Genomic DNA, 16,835 nt, shown 5'->3' with positions numbered 1-16,835 from the left:
AAACGCACTGCCGGGAGCGTGTCCAGCTGTAAACGGGGCTTCATCCTATTCTGCCTGCTCCTGCAACAGCGGCAATTCCAGAATAAACGAGCTGCCGATGCCGAGATCACTCTCCACCGTAATCGAACCGCGATGCAGCTCCACCAGATGCTTCACGATTGACAATCCGAGGCCGGTTCCGCCGGAGCTTCTCGATCTTGCCTTATCCACCCGGTAAAAGCGTTCAAAAATCCGCGGCAAATCCTTGCGGGGAATGCCCATGCCGGTATCGCTGACGGTAAAGACAACCGTTTCCGTGCCGTCCGCCTTATGGCCGTTGACGACGGTTACTTTCACACTTCCCCCATCATGCGTGTAATTGATTGCATTGGAGAGCAGATTCATAAAGATCTGGCGCAGCTTGTCTTCATCACCCTCCACGAACAGCTCGTTCGGCACATTTGCACTGAGGCTGATTTTTTTCTTTTCTGCCACTTTACTGAGCGTCCCCAGTACGGAATCAAAAAATTCAATTAAATGGACAGGAGAGCATTCGAGCTGCACGCGCTTTGATTCGATTTTGGACAATTCCAGAATATCTCCGATTAACCGGTTCAACCGTTCATTCTCATCATAAATAATCTGCAGGAAAGAACGTGCCGTCTTCTCATCCGTAACGCCGCCTCCAAGCAGGGTCTCGGCAAACCCTTTTACCGCAGCCACCGGTGTCTTCAGCTCATGTGAGACGTTGGCCACAAACTCACTGCGCATTTTCTCCAGACGGCGGATTTCCGTCACCTCCTGCAGCAGGAACAGCATGCCCCGGTAAGAGCCATCCTGCATCATCGGCACACCGTCAAGCCGGACGATCCGCTCGGCCGGGTTATAAATGCTCCGTTCCTCGTGGATTGCCTCCTTACGGGTAACTCCCTCGTCAATCAATCGGGTAAGCTCATAATGATGCTTAATTTCCTTGTAGGAATAGCCGGCCATTTCACTGTTCTTCACGTCCAGCAGACGTTCCGATGCCCGGTTCAGCAGCGCAATCTCGCCCTCCGCATTGATCATCACAATACCGCCGGTCATATTGTCCAGCACGCTCTGCAGCAAATCCTCGTTATCACGGATCGTCTTCAGCTGGGTCTGCAGGCTGTCGGCCATGGCATTGATTGCTGTAGCAAGCTGACCGATCTCATCCTTGCGCTTCATCGGCACTCGGGCATCATAATCCAGGTCGGTTATACGCCGGGCCACTCGCGTAATCTGCTCCAGCGGAGAGGTCATACTTGAAGCCACCTTGTAGCTCACCAGGGTTGCCGCAATAAACAGCAGAACCAGCCCCCCGGCCATAATCAGCCAAGCCCGGCTGAGTCCTTCCGTCACCGCGTTTAGCTCCATGGAGAGCCGGATATAACCGTCGAACCCCTGATCCGAGACTACAGCTCCGGCTACATACAGCATTTGCCGGTCGAGGGTATCACTGTAACGGATCGCCCGTCCGATTCCTTCCTTGGCGGCCAGCACTTCCTCCTCACGGGTGGAGTGATTGTCCATTTGCAGCGGATCCTTCTCCGAATCGCCGATGACCTTGCCGTCCTTGGTAATGAAGGTGATCCGGGAATTGGTCAGCTTAGAGATATGCTTGGCCTGCTCCGTATAGAAATTCAATGCGCCGGAGCTGTTCATATCGGCAAACTGAAGTGTTCCGGAGAGCAGCTTTATTTCCCGGGACATGTTTTCCTCCAGGGCCGCAATATGGGAGTCCTTAAACAATTGGGCCATGGTAAGTCCGGCGCCGATCATGGAAATCCCGATCATAGTCATCAGTATAAAAGTAAGCCGGATACGAAACGGTTTCATCTAAAAATCCTCTTCCTTGTCATTATGTCATTGAGAACATCCTACCTCCATTTTGGCTAAAATACCAGTTCTCCAGGCAATTATCAACACAGTGTAAAAATAGGACAGCATGTGCTGCCAGCAGAGACGTAAAACATTAAGGCTCCACCCGATTTATGGTATTATCATTACAAAACCTGTTAAATTCGAGAGGGAAATCTAATGAAAGTAACGATTTCAGATGTTGCAAAAGCCGCCAATGTCGCCAAGTCGACTGTCTCCAAGGTACTGAACGATTCTCCGAAAATTTCGCAGGACACCAAACGCAGAGTCCGTGAAATTATGAAGCAAATGAACTATACCCCGAGCAGCATCGCCACCGGACTTGCCAGGCAGAGCAGTAATACCGTGGGGCTGCTGGTTGACATGTCCAAAGGAAGCGAATTTCTGAATCAATTCTTCTATAACATTATAGGTGGAATAGAGAGCGTGATCGGTCCGCTGAAATATGAGCTGACCCTCTGCAATGTGCAGCATAATGATGAAGAGGGAGATTTCCTGAACAGACTGGTCTACAATCAGCGCGTCGACGGAATTATCGCCAACAATTCAGTGCTGACGGAAGAACTGTCCGCGCAGCTCGATCAGCTTGGATTTCCCTACATCTCCATTGGCGAAAGTAACGATCCGGCCAGCTGGGTCGATTTCGATAATGAAGCCGGCGGCAGAATGCTGACACGCCACCTGCTGGAGCAGGGTTACTCCCTGCCCGCTTTCATTGGCGGAGAGCCGCATGAGCGAATCTTCACTTCCCGCTTAAACGGCTATCTTAAGGCTTTGAACCAGGCAGGCAGGTCCGCCCCGGAAAGATTCATTGTGAATGGGCAAGCCGACGAGCATGAAGGCTACCGTGCCGCCATGCAGCTTCTGCAGGGTAGTGACCGGCCCGACTGCATCGTATGTATGACTAATTATGTTGCCTTCGGCGTGCTAAGAGCCGCCCGCGAGCTGGACATTGAAATCCCCGCACAGCTCGGTGTGGCTGCTTTTGATGAATACCCTTTCTCCCGATATACCACACCTCCCCTGACCTCATTGAATATAGATACCTTCAAGCTTGGGGTAACCTCCGGCCAATGGCTGATGGATCTTATCCAGAGCAAAAATACGGGATCACGGCAGCTTCTGCTGGAACCGGAGCTTATTGCCCGGGAATCCACGTTAAGACATATTGTCCGGAATTAGCTTAGCCATAATCTGTTCTTCGCTAAAGTTTGTGGAACTTAAAACAAGGAGCGGCCTCCCGGGGAGCCGCTCCTTGTTTATAAACATCCATTTGGAAACCGATTAGTGTGGCAGAGATTTAATTGCAGCTGTTATTGATCCTTCCAGCGCTGCACGGTCAGCGTGACTGTCTGTGCTCCGCCTGCCGGTGTCAGTGTCCGGTTGGCGATGTCCGTACCGCCTGAGGCGGTTTCTACGGCCGCCCAGCTTCCACGGGTCAGCTTATACTGCACAGCAGTTCCTGCAGGCAGGCTGAGTGTAATCGAATATACGCCGTCGCTTCCCTTGGTCAGCTGGTAAGCAGGGTCCGCTGCGTTCCAGCTGTTAAAGGAGCCGGTCAGATACACCGGTCCGCTTGCAGGCGTAGTACCCGGAACACTGACCCGGAACGTCACGCTGTCGGCCTGCGGTTCTCCAGCCGACAGGCTGCCGTTCACCAGACTCGAGCTCCCCGCGCCAAAGTGATAATTGTTGCCGCCGTTGCTGTCCCATGTGCCGCTGCCATTATTAAAGGCAGCGGTCAGACCGGCCGCATTGCCCAGCGGAATCTCTAGTACTTTATAACCCGCATAGGAGGAAGACTCCATCTGCACGCCTGGCGTAGTCGTCCAGGTCGTTGAACCGTCCAGCTTGTAATGGATATAGGAATTGCTGAAAGCTGCATTCTTGTAATAGATCGTCGCCGTATTGCCCACAGGTGTCGCTGTTGGCGTCACCGTTGCTGTTGGCGTTGCTGTAGCAGTCGGCGTTGGCGTTGCTGTAGCAGTCGGCGTTGGTGTTGGAGTCGGTGTCACCGTCGGTGTGGCTGTCGGTGTTGGAGTCGGTGTCACCGTTGGTGTAGCTGTCGGCGTCACGGGTCCGCCGGATTGGATATTTCCGGTCGGTGTATAGGTCCAGGTGCCGGTGCCGAAGAAATAATTGCTGCCGCCGTTGCTGTCCCATGTGCCGCTTCCGTTGTTGAAGACGGCCTCAAGCTGGGTGGCAGCACCGATATTGACCGTTATTTTATTGTAGCCTGCCACTTCTGCTGCCGGTATGGCTACGCCAGGTGCCGTCGTCCAGCTCCCTCCGGCCGGACGGTAATGGATATACGGTGTGGTATAGCCCTGCTTATAGTAGATCGTCACATTGTTCCCCGCAGGTGTAACAACTAGAGCGGCTAAGCTGAATCCCGACAGATTGGATGCGGCATCAAAAGCTTTTATTGTATAAGAATAGCTGGTATTACCCGCTAACCCGTTATCCGTATAAGATGGGGTAGAAGTAGTCCCAACCTTGACGCCATTGCGGTAAACCTCATATCCGGTTACACCAACGTTGTCCGTGGACGCTGTCCAGCTTACCAGTACACTGGATGCATTTTGCACAGTAGCTGTCACATTGGTTGGCACAGACGGAGGTTCGTTTTCTGAAACAGGCTGTGTTTTGGAGTAGACTTTGGCTGTATTTGCGCCCACAGTTACTGTGATTTGCTTGCCCGTTACTCCTCCCGCTTGCACTGTCACTTTGTCAGACGTATTGAACTGGTTCAGCAGAACCGTTCCAGCAGTCAGTGTGCTTTCAGCGCGCAGCGGGATAGTGATGGTCTGCGAACCGTTCGAGGCATTGCTGAATACAGAGATGACCTCCTGGCCGACATTGGCTCCGGTGTCAATGCGGCGCGAGAACGCGTACAGGTTCTGGGCAGACCACATTTCACGCTGGGTGCCGGTGCGCAGGGCCGGGTTATTTTTGCGGATTTCATTCAGCTTGGCGATATGCTTGAAGGTGCTTGCGTCTTCATTAAAATAGTTCTGAATCACATTGCCGCTTGCATCCCGTTTCACCATCGACCAGCGGTTCCAGGTATCGGCGATTCCGCCGGTCATAATCTGGCCGTTGCCGTTGCCCTTATTCTGCTCTGTACCCTGGAAGACCACCGGGGTTCCGCGAACAGTGAAAATAAAGGACAATGCATTTTGCAGCTTCTCGACGTTTCCTCCGGCTTCCGTCAGGAAACGGTTGCGGTCATGATTATCTATAAAGGTGACCATATGGTTAGCATTTCCATTGTAAAGGGAATCGAGCGCCAGCGTACTTTTGATATTGGACTCGAAAGACTGACCGTAGGCGAAGCTGTTCAGCACGGAGAAAAATAACGGGAAGTCGAGCATTCCCCATTCCTTGTTATTACCCACCCAGCGGGAGACAAATTCGGCATTGCCGTCAAAGTTCTCGCCGAAGGTATTGACGTTCAGCAGATTCTGCAGCTCTCCAATGTCCGTAGGTTTCATCAGCTTGGCTGCATCGACACGGGCGCCGTCTGCCCCTGTATAATCAAACCAGCCCTTGATGGAATTGAACACAGCCTGCTTGGCAGCCGGAACATCGAAATCAATATCATCCAGCCCGCCGAGATCATGATTCTCCAGGTAGTCCTGAGCCCACTGATCATATCTTCCGTCGGCCAGCGACCAGTTGATATCCCCGTTATGATGATACCAGGACGTATTATTAAAAGGGGCTGCTGGCTGCAATGCCGGGATATCGTAATAGGCCTGACTGCCGAGCATATAGTCCCCAATATGATTCGGCACAACATCAATAATCACTTTTATTCCCAGAGCATGGGCGCTGTCCACCAGCTCCTTAAGTTTTTCTTTTGTCCCGAAATACGGGTTGGCAGCATTGGGGTTTTTCACGTTGTATCCATGGTAGGCCGTGTTTTTCCCTGTGCCGTTGTTCTCGCGGTTCGTCATTTGTGGTTCAGCGACCGGAGAAATCCAGATTGCCGTATACCCCATGTTATGAATATAGGGAAGCTTGTCGATAACCCCCTGCCAGTCGCCGCCCTTCATGTAACGGAAATCTTCTTCTGAGTTCTCCCCGTAACGGATTGCTGCGCCGGTGGCATTATTGGATGTATCCCCATCATTAAAGCGGTCAACCATAATCTGATAAATCGTATCATTTTCGGTAACGGTGCCTATGCTGGCGGCTTCAACCTGCGACGGCGGGACCACAAATAAATTCATCGTGATCGAAAGAACAATGGACGTGATTAGAACGGGAATAAGCCATGGTTTACGTTTCATTCTCATCTCCCTCTCATAAAAGCGTTTACAAAACCTGTGTTAGACTGTAAATGCAATTCCATCACTTGCCTCACTGCATTGCAATTCGGGAAACCGGTTTCCTCCTAGAAGAAATTACCATGCAAACGTATGCCTTGTCAAGAAATTTAAATTTCTTCGTTTTTTGTCCTTAATTCTTCTGAACATCGGCAAAAAAAGAAGCCTCGCTCCAGAGTGAAAATGAAGGTTGGCTTCTGTTATTGTGGTCTTTATCTTCCTGATGACTTATTTGAACACAGGTTCGCGGAACTGGGCCAGCTTGGCTGCAGAATCCTTCTCCACATCAGCATGCAGGCTGTTGCCGTGCGAATCCATCGTTACGATTGCCGCAAAGCCGTCTACCTGCAAATGCCACATCGCCTCAGGGATTCCGAATTCCATAAAGTCGACTGCATTGACCTTCTTGATACATTCGGCATAATATTGCGCGGCTCCGCCGATAGCGTTGAGATATACGCCGCCATGCTCCTGCAGAGCCTTCAGCGTTTTGGGGCCCATTCCGCCTTTGCCGATCACGGCGCGGATGCCGAATTTCTTAATAATATCCCCTTGGTACGGTTCTTCGCGAATGCTTGTAGTCGGCCCTGCCGCTTTTACATGCCAGCCTTCCTCATCCTTCAGCATGACCGGGCCGCAGTGATAAATGACTGCACCGTTCAGATCAACCGGCGTTTCGTGGTCCATCAGGTATTTATGCAGCGCATCGCGGCCGGTGTGCATTTCCCCGGACAGGATTACCACATCGCCCACCCGCAGGCTGCGGATATCTTCCTCGCTGATCGGCGTCGTCAGCCGGACCTCGCGCGATCCGCCGGCCGTTGCAGGTTGCCCTGCTCCTTCAGCAGCTTCAGCGGCCGGCAAAACAGCCGGAGCCCCTGGAATCGTGGCATCCCCGGGAACGACACCGGACCCGGCAGCACCTGCGGCATGCACAGCTACCGGCTCGGGCGAAGGTACTCCAGCATCATCAACGGAAATCCCCGTGCCGCTCTCATACAGCCATTCCCTGATCTTGCCGGTCGCAGGATCAACCAACACGCCCTGGCGGCGGAAGGCCCAGCAATTATAGGCCACCGAGACGAAGAAGCTCGCCGGAAGCCGGTTCATCACTCCCACCTTACAGCCCAGCAGCGTGACTTCGCCGCCGAAACCCATCGTGCCGATGCCCAGCTTGTTGGCATTCTCCATAATATAATCTTCCAGCTTGCCCAGATCCTCTACCGGGTTGATATCCTCCACCTTACGGAACAGCTGCTTCTTGGCCAGCTCATAGCCTGTCGTGCGGTCTCCGCCGATGCCCACACCGATGAAGCCCGCACTGCAGCCCTGTCCCTGTGCCTGATAGACGGCATGGAGAATACATTTGCGGATGCCGTCGAGGTCACGGCCAGCTTTGCCCAGTCCTTCCAGCTCTGCCGGAAGGCTGTATTGGATATTTTTGTTCTCGCAGCCGCCGCCCTTCAGGATGAGCCGGACATCCACGCCCTCTTCCTCCCATTGTTCAAAATGGATTACCGGTGTCCCGGCGCCCAGATTGTCTCCGCTGTTCTCGCCGGTAAGCGAATCTACCGAATTGGGACGCAGCTTGCCGTTTTGGGTCGCCCGGACAATGGCGCTGTGTATATCTTTTTTCATTTCTATCTGATTAACGCCTACAGGTGTATGAATAATAAACGTCGGCATCCCCGTATCCTGACAGATCGGCGATACCTGAAGCTCAGCCATTCCGATATTCTGTGCAATCGTGGTCAAAGCAAGTCCCGAGCGGGTCGCCCTGTCTTCCAGCGCGCGCCCCTTCGCTACCGCCCTGCGCACATCGCCCGGCAAATTTGTGGAGGTCTCTACGATCAGATTATAAATACTGTCTTCAAAATGCTGCATCTTCATTCAGGACTCCTCTCCATCAGTTCCAGGTTGTCTAAACTCTGTTACAATTAGTTATTATAATATCATATTAATCGGCTCATGAAAGGGGTTACTTAAAAATTGAACTACCATTTTTCAGCCTATTTGTATCGCCTGCAATATATTCAGCGCTGGAGCCTGATGCGCAGCACCGCCCCGGAGAACGTGGCGCAGCATTCATTCCAGGTAGCCCTGCTGGCCCATATGCTGTGCTCGATCGGCAACGCTCATTTCGGGCGGTCGCTAAATGCCGACCGGGCTGCGGTGATGGCGCTGTTCCACGACGCCTCCGAGGTATTCACCGGCGATATCGCTACGCCGGTGAAACATAACAACCCGCGGCTGCTGTCCAGCTTCCGCGACATGGAGCGGGCCGCCGCCGAACGTCTGGCGGCGATGATTCCGCCGGAGCTAAGCGCGGTCTACACGCCGCTCCTGCAGCCGCAGGACAGCCCGCCCGGCTCAGAGGATGCCGGGCTGCTGCGCTATGTCAAAGCAGCGGATGTGCTGGACGCCTACCTAAAATGCGTCTGGGAGGTCGCTGCAGGCAACCGCGAGTTCGCCGCTGCCAAAGAGCAGACCGCGACAAAGCTGCGCATACTGGAACTGCCGGAGATGGATTATTTCCTGGCCCATATGGCTCCAGGGTTTGAAATGTCGCTGGACGAGCTGTCCGCTGGCATGAGCAGTGAGCCCGGGGCAGATTCGGCAGATTGAATGCAGCAATTTGATCGCTTCGAATTTATTAACGCAGGGAGTCCACCTGATGGTGTGGTGTAATCTTTGGTGAATGGAGCGGCTCTGTCAGGATATCCCAGTCCTTGAATACCGGCTGCAGCCCCTTGGCATACAACATTTCTGTAATTTCATGCACTTTGCGGCCATCCGATATTTCAAACTGCGGGGTTCCGCCTTCAAGGGTATGCCCGCCTACCTCGGTGGATACTCCTGCGGACATTTTAGTGATGCCGAGATGGACCAGATGATCGCGCAAAGCTGCCGGTTCCCGCGTGGACAATGAAATGCCCGCACGGGGCAGAAACAGGCGGTAAGCCAGTATGATCTGCACCAGCGCACGGTCGGTTACATCACTTGCCGGATTGAATTCTCCGAGATAAGGGCGAAAACGGGGAATCGACAAGCCGATCTCGCACTCCGGGTACTTGTCCTGCAAGTATCTCGCATGCAGGGCCGTTGCCAGAGCCTCCTGGCGCCAATCATACATCCCCAGCAGGGCACCAATATTCACGGATCGAAACCCGGCGCGGCAGCCGCGTTCGGGCGCATCCAGACGGTTGCGGTAGACTCTCTTCGGACCCTTCACATGCAGCTTTCGATAGGTCTCCTGATGGTACACCTCCTGATACAAGGTAAGACCGTCTACCCCTGCCACCCTCAGATCATTGTATTCTTCCGTAGAGAGCGGATTAACCTCAATGCTGACTGAAGAAAAATAGTCACGGAGCACCTTCACGCACTCCCTCACATAAGCGGCCGGACTTTCACTCCGGGATTCGCCGGTCAAAATCAGAATGTGGCGCAGGCCTGTGGCGGCGATGGTTTCTGCTTCTTGCCTGACCTCCTCCAGTGTCAGTTTTTTGCGCGGAAAGTCATAAATCGAACTAAAGCTGCAATAAGTGCAATGATTCACGCAAAAATCGGCCAAATACATCGGCGTAAACAGCTGCATCACATGCCCGAAGTGCGTACGTGTCAATCTTTGCGCTTTCTGCGCCATTTCCTCCAGGTAAGGCTCCGCCGCGGGAGACAGCAGTGCCATCAGCCCGTCTTCGTCCAGCTGTTCCAATCGTAGCGCCCGCTTCACATCCACCGCAGTATACTGCTTCCATAAAGTCTCGTAAGGAAGCTGCTCTAACCGAATCACCGTATCAAAAAAGCTCATGCTCTTCCTCCCTTCCTTCTCTGCATTGACTAGGACAGAAAGCCGGTCAGCGGCGACGAGGCCGTTGCCGCCTCCTCCACCGGCCCCAGTCCGGCCAGATAAGCCTTGCGCCCTGCGGTTACCGCCTCACGGAATGCCTCCGCCATCAGAAGCGGATCACGCGCAGTGGCAATTGCCGTGTTCAGCAGCACGGCGGATGCGCCCATTTCCATTGCCTCAGCTGCCTCGGAAGGTCTGCCAATACCGGCGTCAACAATCACCGGAAGATCCACTTCTGCGATCAGAATCCGCAGCAGCTCCTTGGTCTGCAGGCCGCGGTTCGAGCCGATGGGCGCACCCAGCGGCATAACAGCGGCAGCTCCGGCTGCCTTGAGCCGGATAGCTGCGGAAAGATCGGGACTCATATACGGCAGTACAACGAAACCCTCTGCAGCCAATATTTCCGTGGCTTTAACTGTCTCCATATTATCAGGCAGCAAATATTTCTGATCATTAATGACCTCGATCTTTACCCAATTGCCCAGTCCTGCCGCCCTGGCCAGTCTGGCAATACGCACCGCTTCTTCGGCTGTGCGCGCGCCGGAGGTATTGGGCAGCAGCGTCATATGGGAGGGGATATGCGCAACAATGTTGTCGTCACTCTCCGGATCAACCCGGCGCAGAGCCACCGTAATGACCTGAGAACCCGAGCGTGCAATCACTTCGGGAATAAGGGTATTGCGGCTATATTTCCCGGTTCCGATAAACAGCCTGCTGGATAAAGGGGTTCCGCCGATAACGAAAGGATCTTGCATAAAATCGCCTCCTGAGATAATGGCCCGCTAAAATGCGGCCTCTGTTGCTGATACGCCGAGTTTTGATCTTACCTGTTATGTCTTACGTCTTATGTCTTACGTCTTACCTTTAACTCTTGCTTCTTACGTCTTACCTCTTACGTCTTGCCTTTAACTCTTGCTTCTTACGTCTTACGTCTTACGTCTTACTTCCTACCACTTGCCACTTACCTCATACCACTTACCTCTTGCTTCTTGCATCCGGCAACACGCACTGGCACTTTAGCCACCGCCGACAAAGTGGACCAGCTCTACGCGGTCACCTTCGCTCAGCAGCGTATTTCCGTAAACGTCCTTGCCGACGATCTCACCGTTCAGCTCCACGATAACCAGTCTCCCGGTCCACTCGGACCGGCATAGCAGATCAGCTACAGTCCGGCAGCTCTCTTCATAGGTCCCGCCTTTTCCATTCACGATCAAATTCATGCTTGCTCACCTCCTTTAACTGGTGCAGGAGCATTATTAAATGGCTTCAAGCTTAGGGTACGGCCTGAACTGCTGATCTGTAGGCTGTAGCAGCGGCCACAGGATCTCCTGCACTGCATATTCCGGACATTACGGCAATTCCGGCAGCACCCGTTGCCAGAACCTTTCCGGCATTGCCCGGCTCAATTCCGCCTATGGCGATCAGCGGAATGCTGCTGCAGCGGACAGCCTCAGCCAGCTGCTGCAATCCGCGTTCCCGCTGCCCCGGCTTGCAGGCCGAGGGAAACACATGCCCGAACAGGCAGAAGTCCGCTCCCTGCCGGCCGGATTCAGCCGCCTCCTCCGGGGAATGCACCGACCTTCCCAATCGCAGGTCCGGTGCTACGCTGCGCGCTACGGCAGGCGGCAGGCTGTGCCAAGCCAACTGGACCCCGCCCGCCCCTGCGGCCAGAGCAACGTCTATCCGGTCGTTGATCACCAGCTTGGCAGGCGGAACCCCCGCTATGATCAGCTGCTCCGTCAGAGCTATGAGCTCCCGCGCAGACATTGCCTTTTCCCGGAGATGGATATAATCCACTATGAATTGCACAGCCGCAGCCAGCTGAACAAACTGCGCCGGATTCTGCCTTCCATCCGAGATCAAATGTATCTCTTTCAACACGTTCACCTTCTCCTGTTCTTTTGCATTACCGGCAAACACAAAAAAGACCGCCCCCGTAAAGGAGGCAGTCTGGAATATATACAGGAATACCGGGCCATTCAGCCCCGCTGCAGTTATTCGTTCTCCACTTCCCTACGCTGGTATAAACCAGATCAGGTTCAAAGGGTCCGAACGGGTATGTTCGTCTCAGCCTTGCGGCACCCCTAGTGACAAATTCATATTCAATTACGCTTAACGTTTCATATACTAACATATTATTCCTTGAAGAGCCATCCTTTAAAAGAGGCCTGCATCAAAAAGAGCGGAACCCAAGGGTCCGCTCCAGACTCTAATTATTCATAGCAGTGAAATCAGCAACCGCGTTTAGCCGTTTACGACCTCGCCGCCATTCACATGCATTACCTGTCCGCTTACATAAGATGAATCATCGGAAGCCAGATACACATAGGCCGGAGCGAGTTCCTCCGGTTGTCCCGGGCGTTTCATTGGCTGCGTGCCGCCGAATTCACTGACTTTCTTCGCGTCAAAGGTCGACGGAATAAGCGGTGTCCAAATCGGTCCCGGCGCTACGGCATTTACCCGGATGCCTTTGTCCGCCAGATTCATCGACAGCGAACGGGTAAAGCTGAGAATCGCACCTTTGGTGGACGAATAGTCCAGCAGCTGCGGGCTGCCCCGGTATGCTGTGATCGAAGTTGTGTTGATAATCGTGGACCCTTTTTTCAGGTGGGGCATGGCTGCCTTGGTCAAATAGAACATCGAAAAAATATTCGTGCGGAACGTCCGCTCCAGCTGCTCAGAGGTAATATCCTCAATCTTCTCCTGCGGATGCTGCTCGGCCGCATTATTAATCAGGATATCCAGCTTGCCGAGTCCTTCCACCGTCTTATTGATCAGATCCTGGCAGAACGCCTCCACGCCGATATCGCCGGCAATCAGAACGCACTTCCGCCCCTCTTGCTCCACCTGGCGTTTAGTCTCTTCGGCATCGGAATGCTCATTGAGGTAGGAAATAACGACATCCGCACCCTCCTTGGCAAAATGAACGGCAACCGCCCGGCCAATACCGCTGTCTCCTCCTGTAATCAGAGCCGCCTTGCCCAGCAGCTTGCCCGCCGCCTTATAGGCTGAGGTCTCGAATTCCGGCAGCGGATTCATTTCACTTTCAATTCCGGGCTGGCGGTCCTGCACCTGCGGAGGTAATGTTTTTTTGGTTTGCGTGTTGTCTGGCATGATCCATTCTCCTTTCGCTGTGTACCTGTTGGTTACTCATCGTTTTAGGGTTGGCTCAGGGTGCCTGGTTTATGCACCTGCAGATCATCTCTTCATTTGCTTTACGTTATGTTACTTACCACACCTTGGGCGCGGTCAAACTAAAATGTCAGTCGTTTTTGCCGGGGAAGACGATATACTTTAGAGAGAAAGCACTAATCCAGCAATGGAGTTGCAGATTTATGCAGACTCTGCGCAGAGGGGAGAGCACGCAATATGGTCAAACACACACGCAGCATCATCGTTGCTGTCAAAGGAGTTATTGTACATGGAGGCCGGATTCTGCTTGTTCGGCGTGCGGCAAGAGATTCTGTCGGAGCGGGCACCTGGGAATGTGCGGGCGGAAAAATAGAATTCGGAGAAGACCTGGAGGCGGCTCTGGAAAGGGAGATTTATGAGGAGACCGGACTTGCGGTTACTGTCGGCAATCTGCTGTATGCAACCTCGTTTCTAACCGATCCGGCAAGGCAGCTTGTCATTATCACCTATTTGTGCCGGAGCACAGACCATGCGGTACATCTGTCCGTAGAGCATTCGGATTATAAATGGTGTACCCGGCTCGAGCTTCAACGCCTGCTTCCGGCGGGAATCCTCGCTGAATTTGAGAAAAGCCATGTTTTCTCCCTGAACGAACTGCTGTAAAGCGTTGTATGCTACAATCTGTGGCAGCGGCATGGCGGGGTGGTACCCGATAGACTTGTCCCGAAGTAATGTCTGCACCCAAAAGCCCGCTCTCCATGCCATTCCGGAGGCGGGCTTTCTGTAGTCTTTCTATGAAGGAAGTCTTAAATAATACTGTTGTACACCATGAAAAACACCATCAGCACCAGCGCCACCATGAGCAGCAGGCTTAAGGTACGGATTTTGCCTGTCTCTGCGGATACGTCACGGTTCTCGCGCATGCCGGCTGCGGCAAGACGCAATGGTTTGCTGATGATGCCGCCGAGTGCAAACATCGCAAGCAGCAGAACAACAACCACGATCATCCATGGCACCGAATATTCACCCTTCGTCATCATATAGCCGCCAGTCAGCAGTTGGATGACCAGACCGTACTGAGCGAAGCGGTTGAAGCCGCCGATTGCACTAAGCGTTCCTTCTCTCGCAGGGACGCTCAGCTTCTGGACACGCCCGAGAACAAACGGCAGCACCAGATAAAAGCCCAGCGCCAATGTACCGATCATATGTAGAAAAAACAAAAAGTGACCCATAACATACCTCCTCTAATGTTTTCAGTGATTTTAGTTACACTTCAATTATACCTAACCAACAAATAGAAGAAAAGAAAACCCCCATTTTAATTTCTAAAATGAGGGCTCCCGCAGGCTGATGCTCAGATCGTAACTAACGAAGTAACGGCACGTACCGAATCTGCCGACTTATCCAAAGCCGTTTTCTCCTCTGCCGTAAGCTCCAGTTCATATACCTTCTCAATACCGTCCGCACCCAGCAGCGCCGGAATGCCCATGAACAGCCCATCATAGCCGTATTCACCTTCAAGCAGAGCGATTACCGGGATAATCCGCTTCTTGTCCTTCAGGATCGCTTCAGTCATCTGGACCAAGGAAGCCGCTGGCGCATAATAAGCGCTGCCGTTGCCGAGCAGGCTGACAATCTCGCCGCCGCCGACTCGTGTACGCTGTACAATCTCGGCAATACGCTCTGCGGAAATCAGCGTATCAATCGGAATGCCGCCCACGCTGGAGTAGCGTACGAGCGGTACCATATCATCGCCATGTCCACCCAGCACAAAGCCGCGTACATCTTCAACCGAAACGTTAAGCTCTTGGGCGATAAAAGTACAGTAGCGGGCCGTATCCAGCACGCCGGATTGTCCGATTACCCGGTTTTTGGGGAAGCCCAGTGCATTGTAAGCCACATAAGTCATCGCATCTACCGGATTGCTCAATATAATTACGATGGATTCCGGAGCGACACGTTTCACATTTTCGCAGACCGATTTCACAATTCCTGCATTGGTATTCACCAGATCATCGCGGCTCATGCCCGGCTTGCGGGCGATGCCTGCCGTAATAATCACGATATCCGAATCCGCTGCATCCTCATAGCTTGAGGTTCCCGTAATCTGGCTGTCGAACTTCTGCACAGGGCCGGCTTCCAGCATGTCCAGCGCCTTGCCTTTGGTCGGGTTCTCGAGCTGCGGAATATCCAGCAGCACCACGTTGCCGAGTTCCTTCTGGGCAAGCATAAGCGCCGTGGTAGCGCCGGTGAAGCCGGCACCCACGACTGTAATTTTATAACGTTTGATGGCCAAGAGATATCCTCCTACAAGACTACAGATTATTGATAATTTCGTCAGCAAACGCGGAGCATTTCAGCTCTGTTGCGCCTTCCATTTGACGGGCAAAATCATAAGTCACCGTTTTGTTGTTGATCGCGGTACTCATTCCTTTGTAGATAAGGTCAGCCGCTTCCTGCCAGCCCAAATGCTCCAGCAGCATTACTCCGGAAAGAATGACCGAACCCGGGTTCACAACGTCCTTATCAGCATATTTCGGAGCCGTACCATGTGTTGCTTCAAAGATAGCATGCCCTGTTAAATAGTTGATGTTCGCTCCCGGAGCGATGCCGATGCCGCCGATTTGAGCAGCAAGCGCGTCGGACAAGTAGTCACCGTTCAAGTTCAGCGTAGCAATCACGTCGAAATCGGTCGGACGGGTCAATACCTGCTGCAGAGCGATGTCGGCAATGGCATCCTTGATGATGATTTTGCCGGCAGCTTCCGCTTCCTTCTGGGCAGCGTTGGCCGCAGCTTCACCATCACGTTCCTTGATGACATCATATTGGTTCCAGGTAAATACTTGGTCGCCGAACTCCTGCTCAGCCACTTCGTAACCCCAGTTCTTAAACGCACCTTCGGTAAATTTCATGATATTGCCCTTATGCACAAGCGTTACGCTCTTCCGTCCATGCTTGATCGCATATTCAACTGCAGCGCGCACGAGGCGCTTCGAACCTTCGGAAGACACTGGCTTGATGCCGATACCGGATGTTTCCGGGAAGCGGATTTTGTTCACACCCATTTCCTTCTGCAGGAATTCAATCACTTTCTTGACAGCCTCGGAGCCTTCCTGGTACTCGATACCCGCATAAATGTCTTCTGTATTCTCACGGAAAATAACCATGTCCACCAGCTCCGGATGTTTCACCGGTGAAGGCACGCCATCGAAATAACGCACTGGACGCAAACATACATACAGGTCCAGTTCCTGGCGCAACGCCACATTCAAAGAACGGATTCCGCCGCCGATTGGAGTGGTAAGCGGGCCTTTAATAGCTACAATATATTCACGAATGGCTTCCAGCGTATCATTAGGCAGCCATTCACCATATGTATTGAAGGCCTTTTCGCCGGCAAATACTTCATACCAGGCAATTTTTTTTGTACCGCCGTAAGCTTTGGCAACAGCCTCATCAAGCACCCGTTTGGAAGCTTTCCAAATGTCGCGGCCAGTGCCGTCACCCTCAATAAAAGGAATAATCGGATGATTCGGAACCACCAGTTTGCCGTCTTCAATCGTGATTTGTTCGCCTTCTGTCGGCAGATCGTATTTTTCTAGTTTCAACATTTGTGGGGAATCCTCCTAAAAAGTTTAGTT

Annotated in this window: 14 protein-coding genes and 1 riboswitch; of the genes, 3 read left to right on the top strand and 11 right to left on the bottom strand. The window is 52.9% G+C overall.

From position 1 onward, the window contains the following. Positions 1 to 45: 45 nt before the first annotated feature. On the bottom strand, positions 46 to 1,839 hold the full coding sequence (gene pnpS / locus H70357_RS10820) for a two-component system histidine kinase PnpS (protein WP_038588962.1): 1,794 nt from the start codon (positions 1,837 to 1,839) through the stop codon (positions 46 to 48). 201 nt (positions 1,840 to 2,040) lie between these two features. Here pnpS and H70357_RS10815 point away from each other — a divergent pair, with 201 nt between their 5' ends. After that, the gene (locus tag H70357_RS10815) at positions 2,041 to 3,063 is read left to right on the top strand and encodes a LacI family DNA-binding transcriptional regulator (RefSeq protein ID WP_038588960.1); all 1,023 of its coding nucleotides are present in this window, start codon (positions 2,041 to 2,043) and stop codon (positions 3,061 to 3,063) included. A gap of 131 nt (positions 3,064 to 3,194) precedes the next feature. Here H70357_RS10815 and H70357_RS10810 read toward each other — a convergent pair whose 3' ends face one another. Then, positions 3,195 to 6,176, bottom strand: a complete 2,982-nt coding sequence (locus H70357_RS10810; protein ID WP_038588958.1) for an alpha-amylase family glycosyl hydrolase — start codon at positions 6,174 to 6,176, stop codon at positions 3,195 to 3,197. Positions 6,177 to 6,440: 264 nt separating this feature from the next. Next, positions 6,441 to 8,096, bottom strand: coding sequence for a fumarate hydratase (locus H70357_RS10805; protein ID WP_038599227.1), 1,656 nt, complete (start codon positions 8,094 to 8,096; stop codon positions 6,441 to 6,443). Positions 8,097 to 8,201: 105 nt separating this feature from the next. On the opposite strand from H70357_RS10805, the gene yfbR reads away from it, so the two are divergent. Next, positions 8,202 to 8,837 carry a 5'-deoxynucleotidase gene (gene yfbR, locus H70357_RS10800; RefSeq protein WP_038588956.1) on the top strand — a complete coding sequence of 212 codons (636 nt, stop codon included), beginning with the start codon at positions 8,202 to 8,204 and terminating at the stop codon, positions 8,835 to 8,837. Between the two features lie 28 nt (positions 8,838 to 8,865). Here yfbR and thiH read toward each other — a convergent pair whose 3' ends face one another. From thiH to H70357_RS10775, 5 genes are all read right to left on the bottom strand, one after another. Further along, complete coding sequence (gene thiH / locus H70357_RS10795; RefSeq protein ID WP_052091967.1) at positions 8,866 to 10,023, bottom strand: 2-iminoacetate synthase ThiH; 1,158 nt, start codon at positions 10,021 to 10,023, stop codon at positions 8,866 to 8,868. A gap of 29 nt (positions 10,024 to 10,052) precedes the next feature. Further along, positions 10,053 to 10,817 carry a thiazole synthase gene (locus tag H70357_RS10790; RefSeq protein WP_038588954.1) on the bottom strand — a complete coding sequence of 255 codons (765 nt, stop codon included), beginning with the start codon at positions 10,815 to 10,817 and terminating at the stop codon, positions 10,053 to 10,055. 261 nt (positions 10,818 to 11,078) lie between these two features. After that, positions 11,079 to 11,282: a sulfur carrier protein ThiS gene (gene thiS / locus H70357_RS10785; protein ID WP_038588952.1), complete on the bottom strand. Its 204-nt coding sequence runs from the start codon at positions 11,280 to 11,282 to the stop codon at positions 11,079 to 11,081. 52 nt (positions 11,283 to 11,334) lie between these two features. Continuing rightward, the gene (locus tag H70357_RS10780) at positions 11,335 to 11,943 is read right to left on the bottom strand and encodes a thiamine phosphate synthase (protein WP_081966130.1); all 609 of its coding nucleotides are present in this window, start codon (positions 11,941 to 11,943) and stop codon (positions 11,335 to 11,337) included. 112 nt (positions 11,944 to 12,055) lie between these two features. Beyond that, positions 12,056 to 12,158, bottom strand: a riboswitch (TPP riboswitch). A gap of 148 nt (positions 12,159 to 12,306) precedes the next feature. After that, entirely contained in the window at positions 12,307 to 13,176 is an 870-nt protein-coding gene (locus tag H70357_RS10775; RefSeq protein ID WP_038588950.1) for an SDR family oxidoreductase, read from the bottom strand. Between the two features lie 255 nt (positions 13,177 to 13,431). Here H70357_RS10775 and H70357_RS10770 point away from each other — a divergent pair, with 255 nt between their 5' ends. Next, positions 13,432 to 13,857 (top strand): NUDIX hydrolase, encoded by a 426-nt coding sequence (locus H70357_RS10770; RefSeq protein ID WP_038588947.1) that lies wholly within the window; start codon positions 13,432 to 13,434, stop codon positions 13,855 to 13,857. A 143-nt stretch (positions 13,858 to 14,000) separates the two neighbouring features. Here the strand turns inward: H70357_RS10770 and H70357_RS10765 are convergent, their stop codons facing one another. From H70357_RS10765 to icd, 3 genes are all read right to left on the bottom strand, one after another. Next, a complete protein-coding gene (locus tag H70357_RS10765; RefSeq protein WP_038588945.1) occupies positions 14,001 to 14,426 on the bottom strand; it encodes a hypothetical protein in 426 nt (141 codons plus the stop codon). A gap of 122 nt (positions 14,427 to 14,548) precedes the next feature. Continuing rightward, positions 14,549 to 15,490, bottom strand: a complete 942-nt coding sequence (gene mdh / locus H70357_RS10760) for a malate dehydrogenase (protein ID WP_038588943.1) — start codon at positions 15,488 to 15,490, stop codon at positions 14,549 to 14,551. 19 nt (positions 15,491 to 15,509) lie between these two features. Beyond that, positions 15,510 to 16,805 carry an NADP-dependent isocitrate dehydrogenase gene (gene icd / locus H70357_RS10755; protein ID WP_038588941.1) on the bottom strand — a complete coding sequence of 432 codons (1,296 nt, stop codon included), beginning with the start codon at positions 16,803 to 16,805 and terminating at the stop codon, positions 15,510 to 15,512. Positions 16,806 to 16,835 lie beyond the last annotated feature (30 nt).

The organism is Paenibacillus sp. FSL H7-0357, from assembly GCF_000758525.1.
Classification (GTDB): Bacteria; Bacillota; Bacilli; order Paenibacillales; family Paenibacillaceae; genus Paenibacillus_AQ.
The sequence above is the reverse complement of the archived record's forward strand: the minus strand, read 5'-3'. Positions and strand labels throughout refer to the sequence as shown.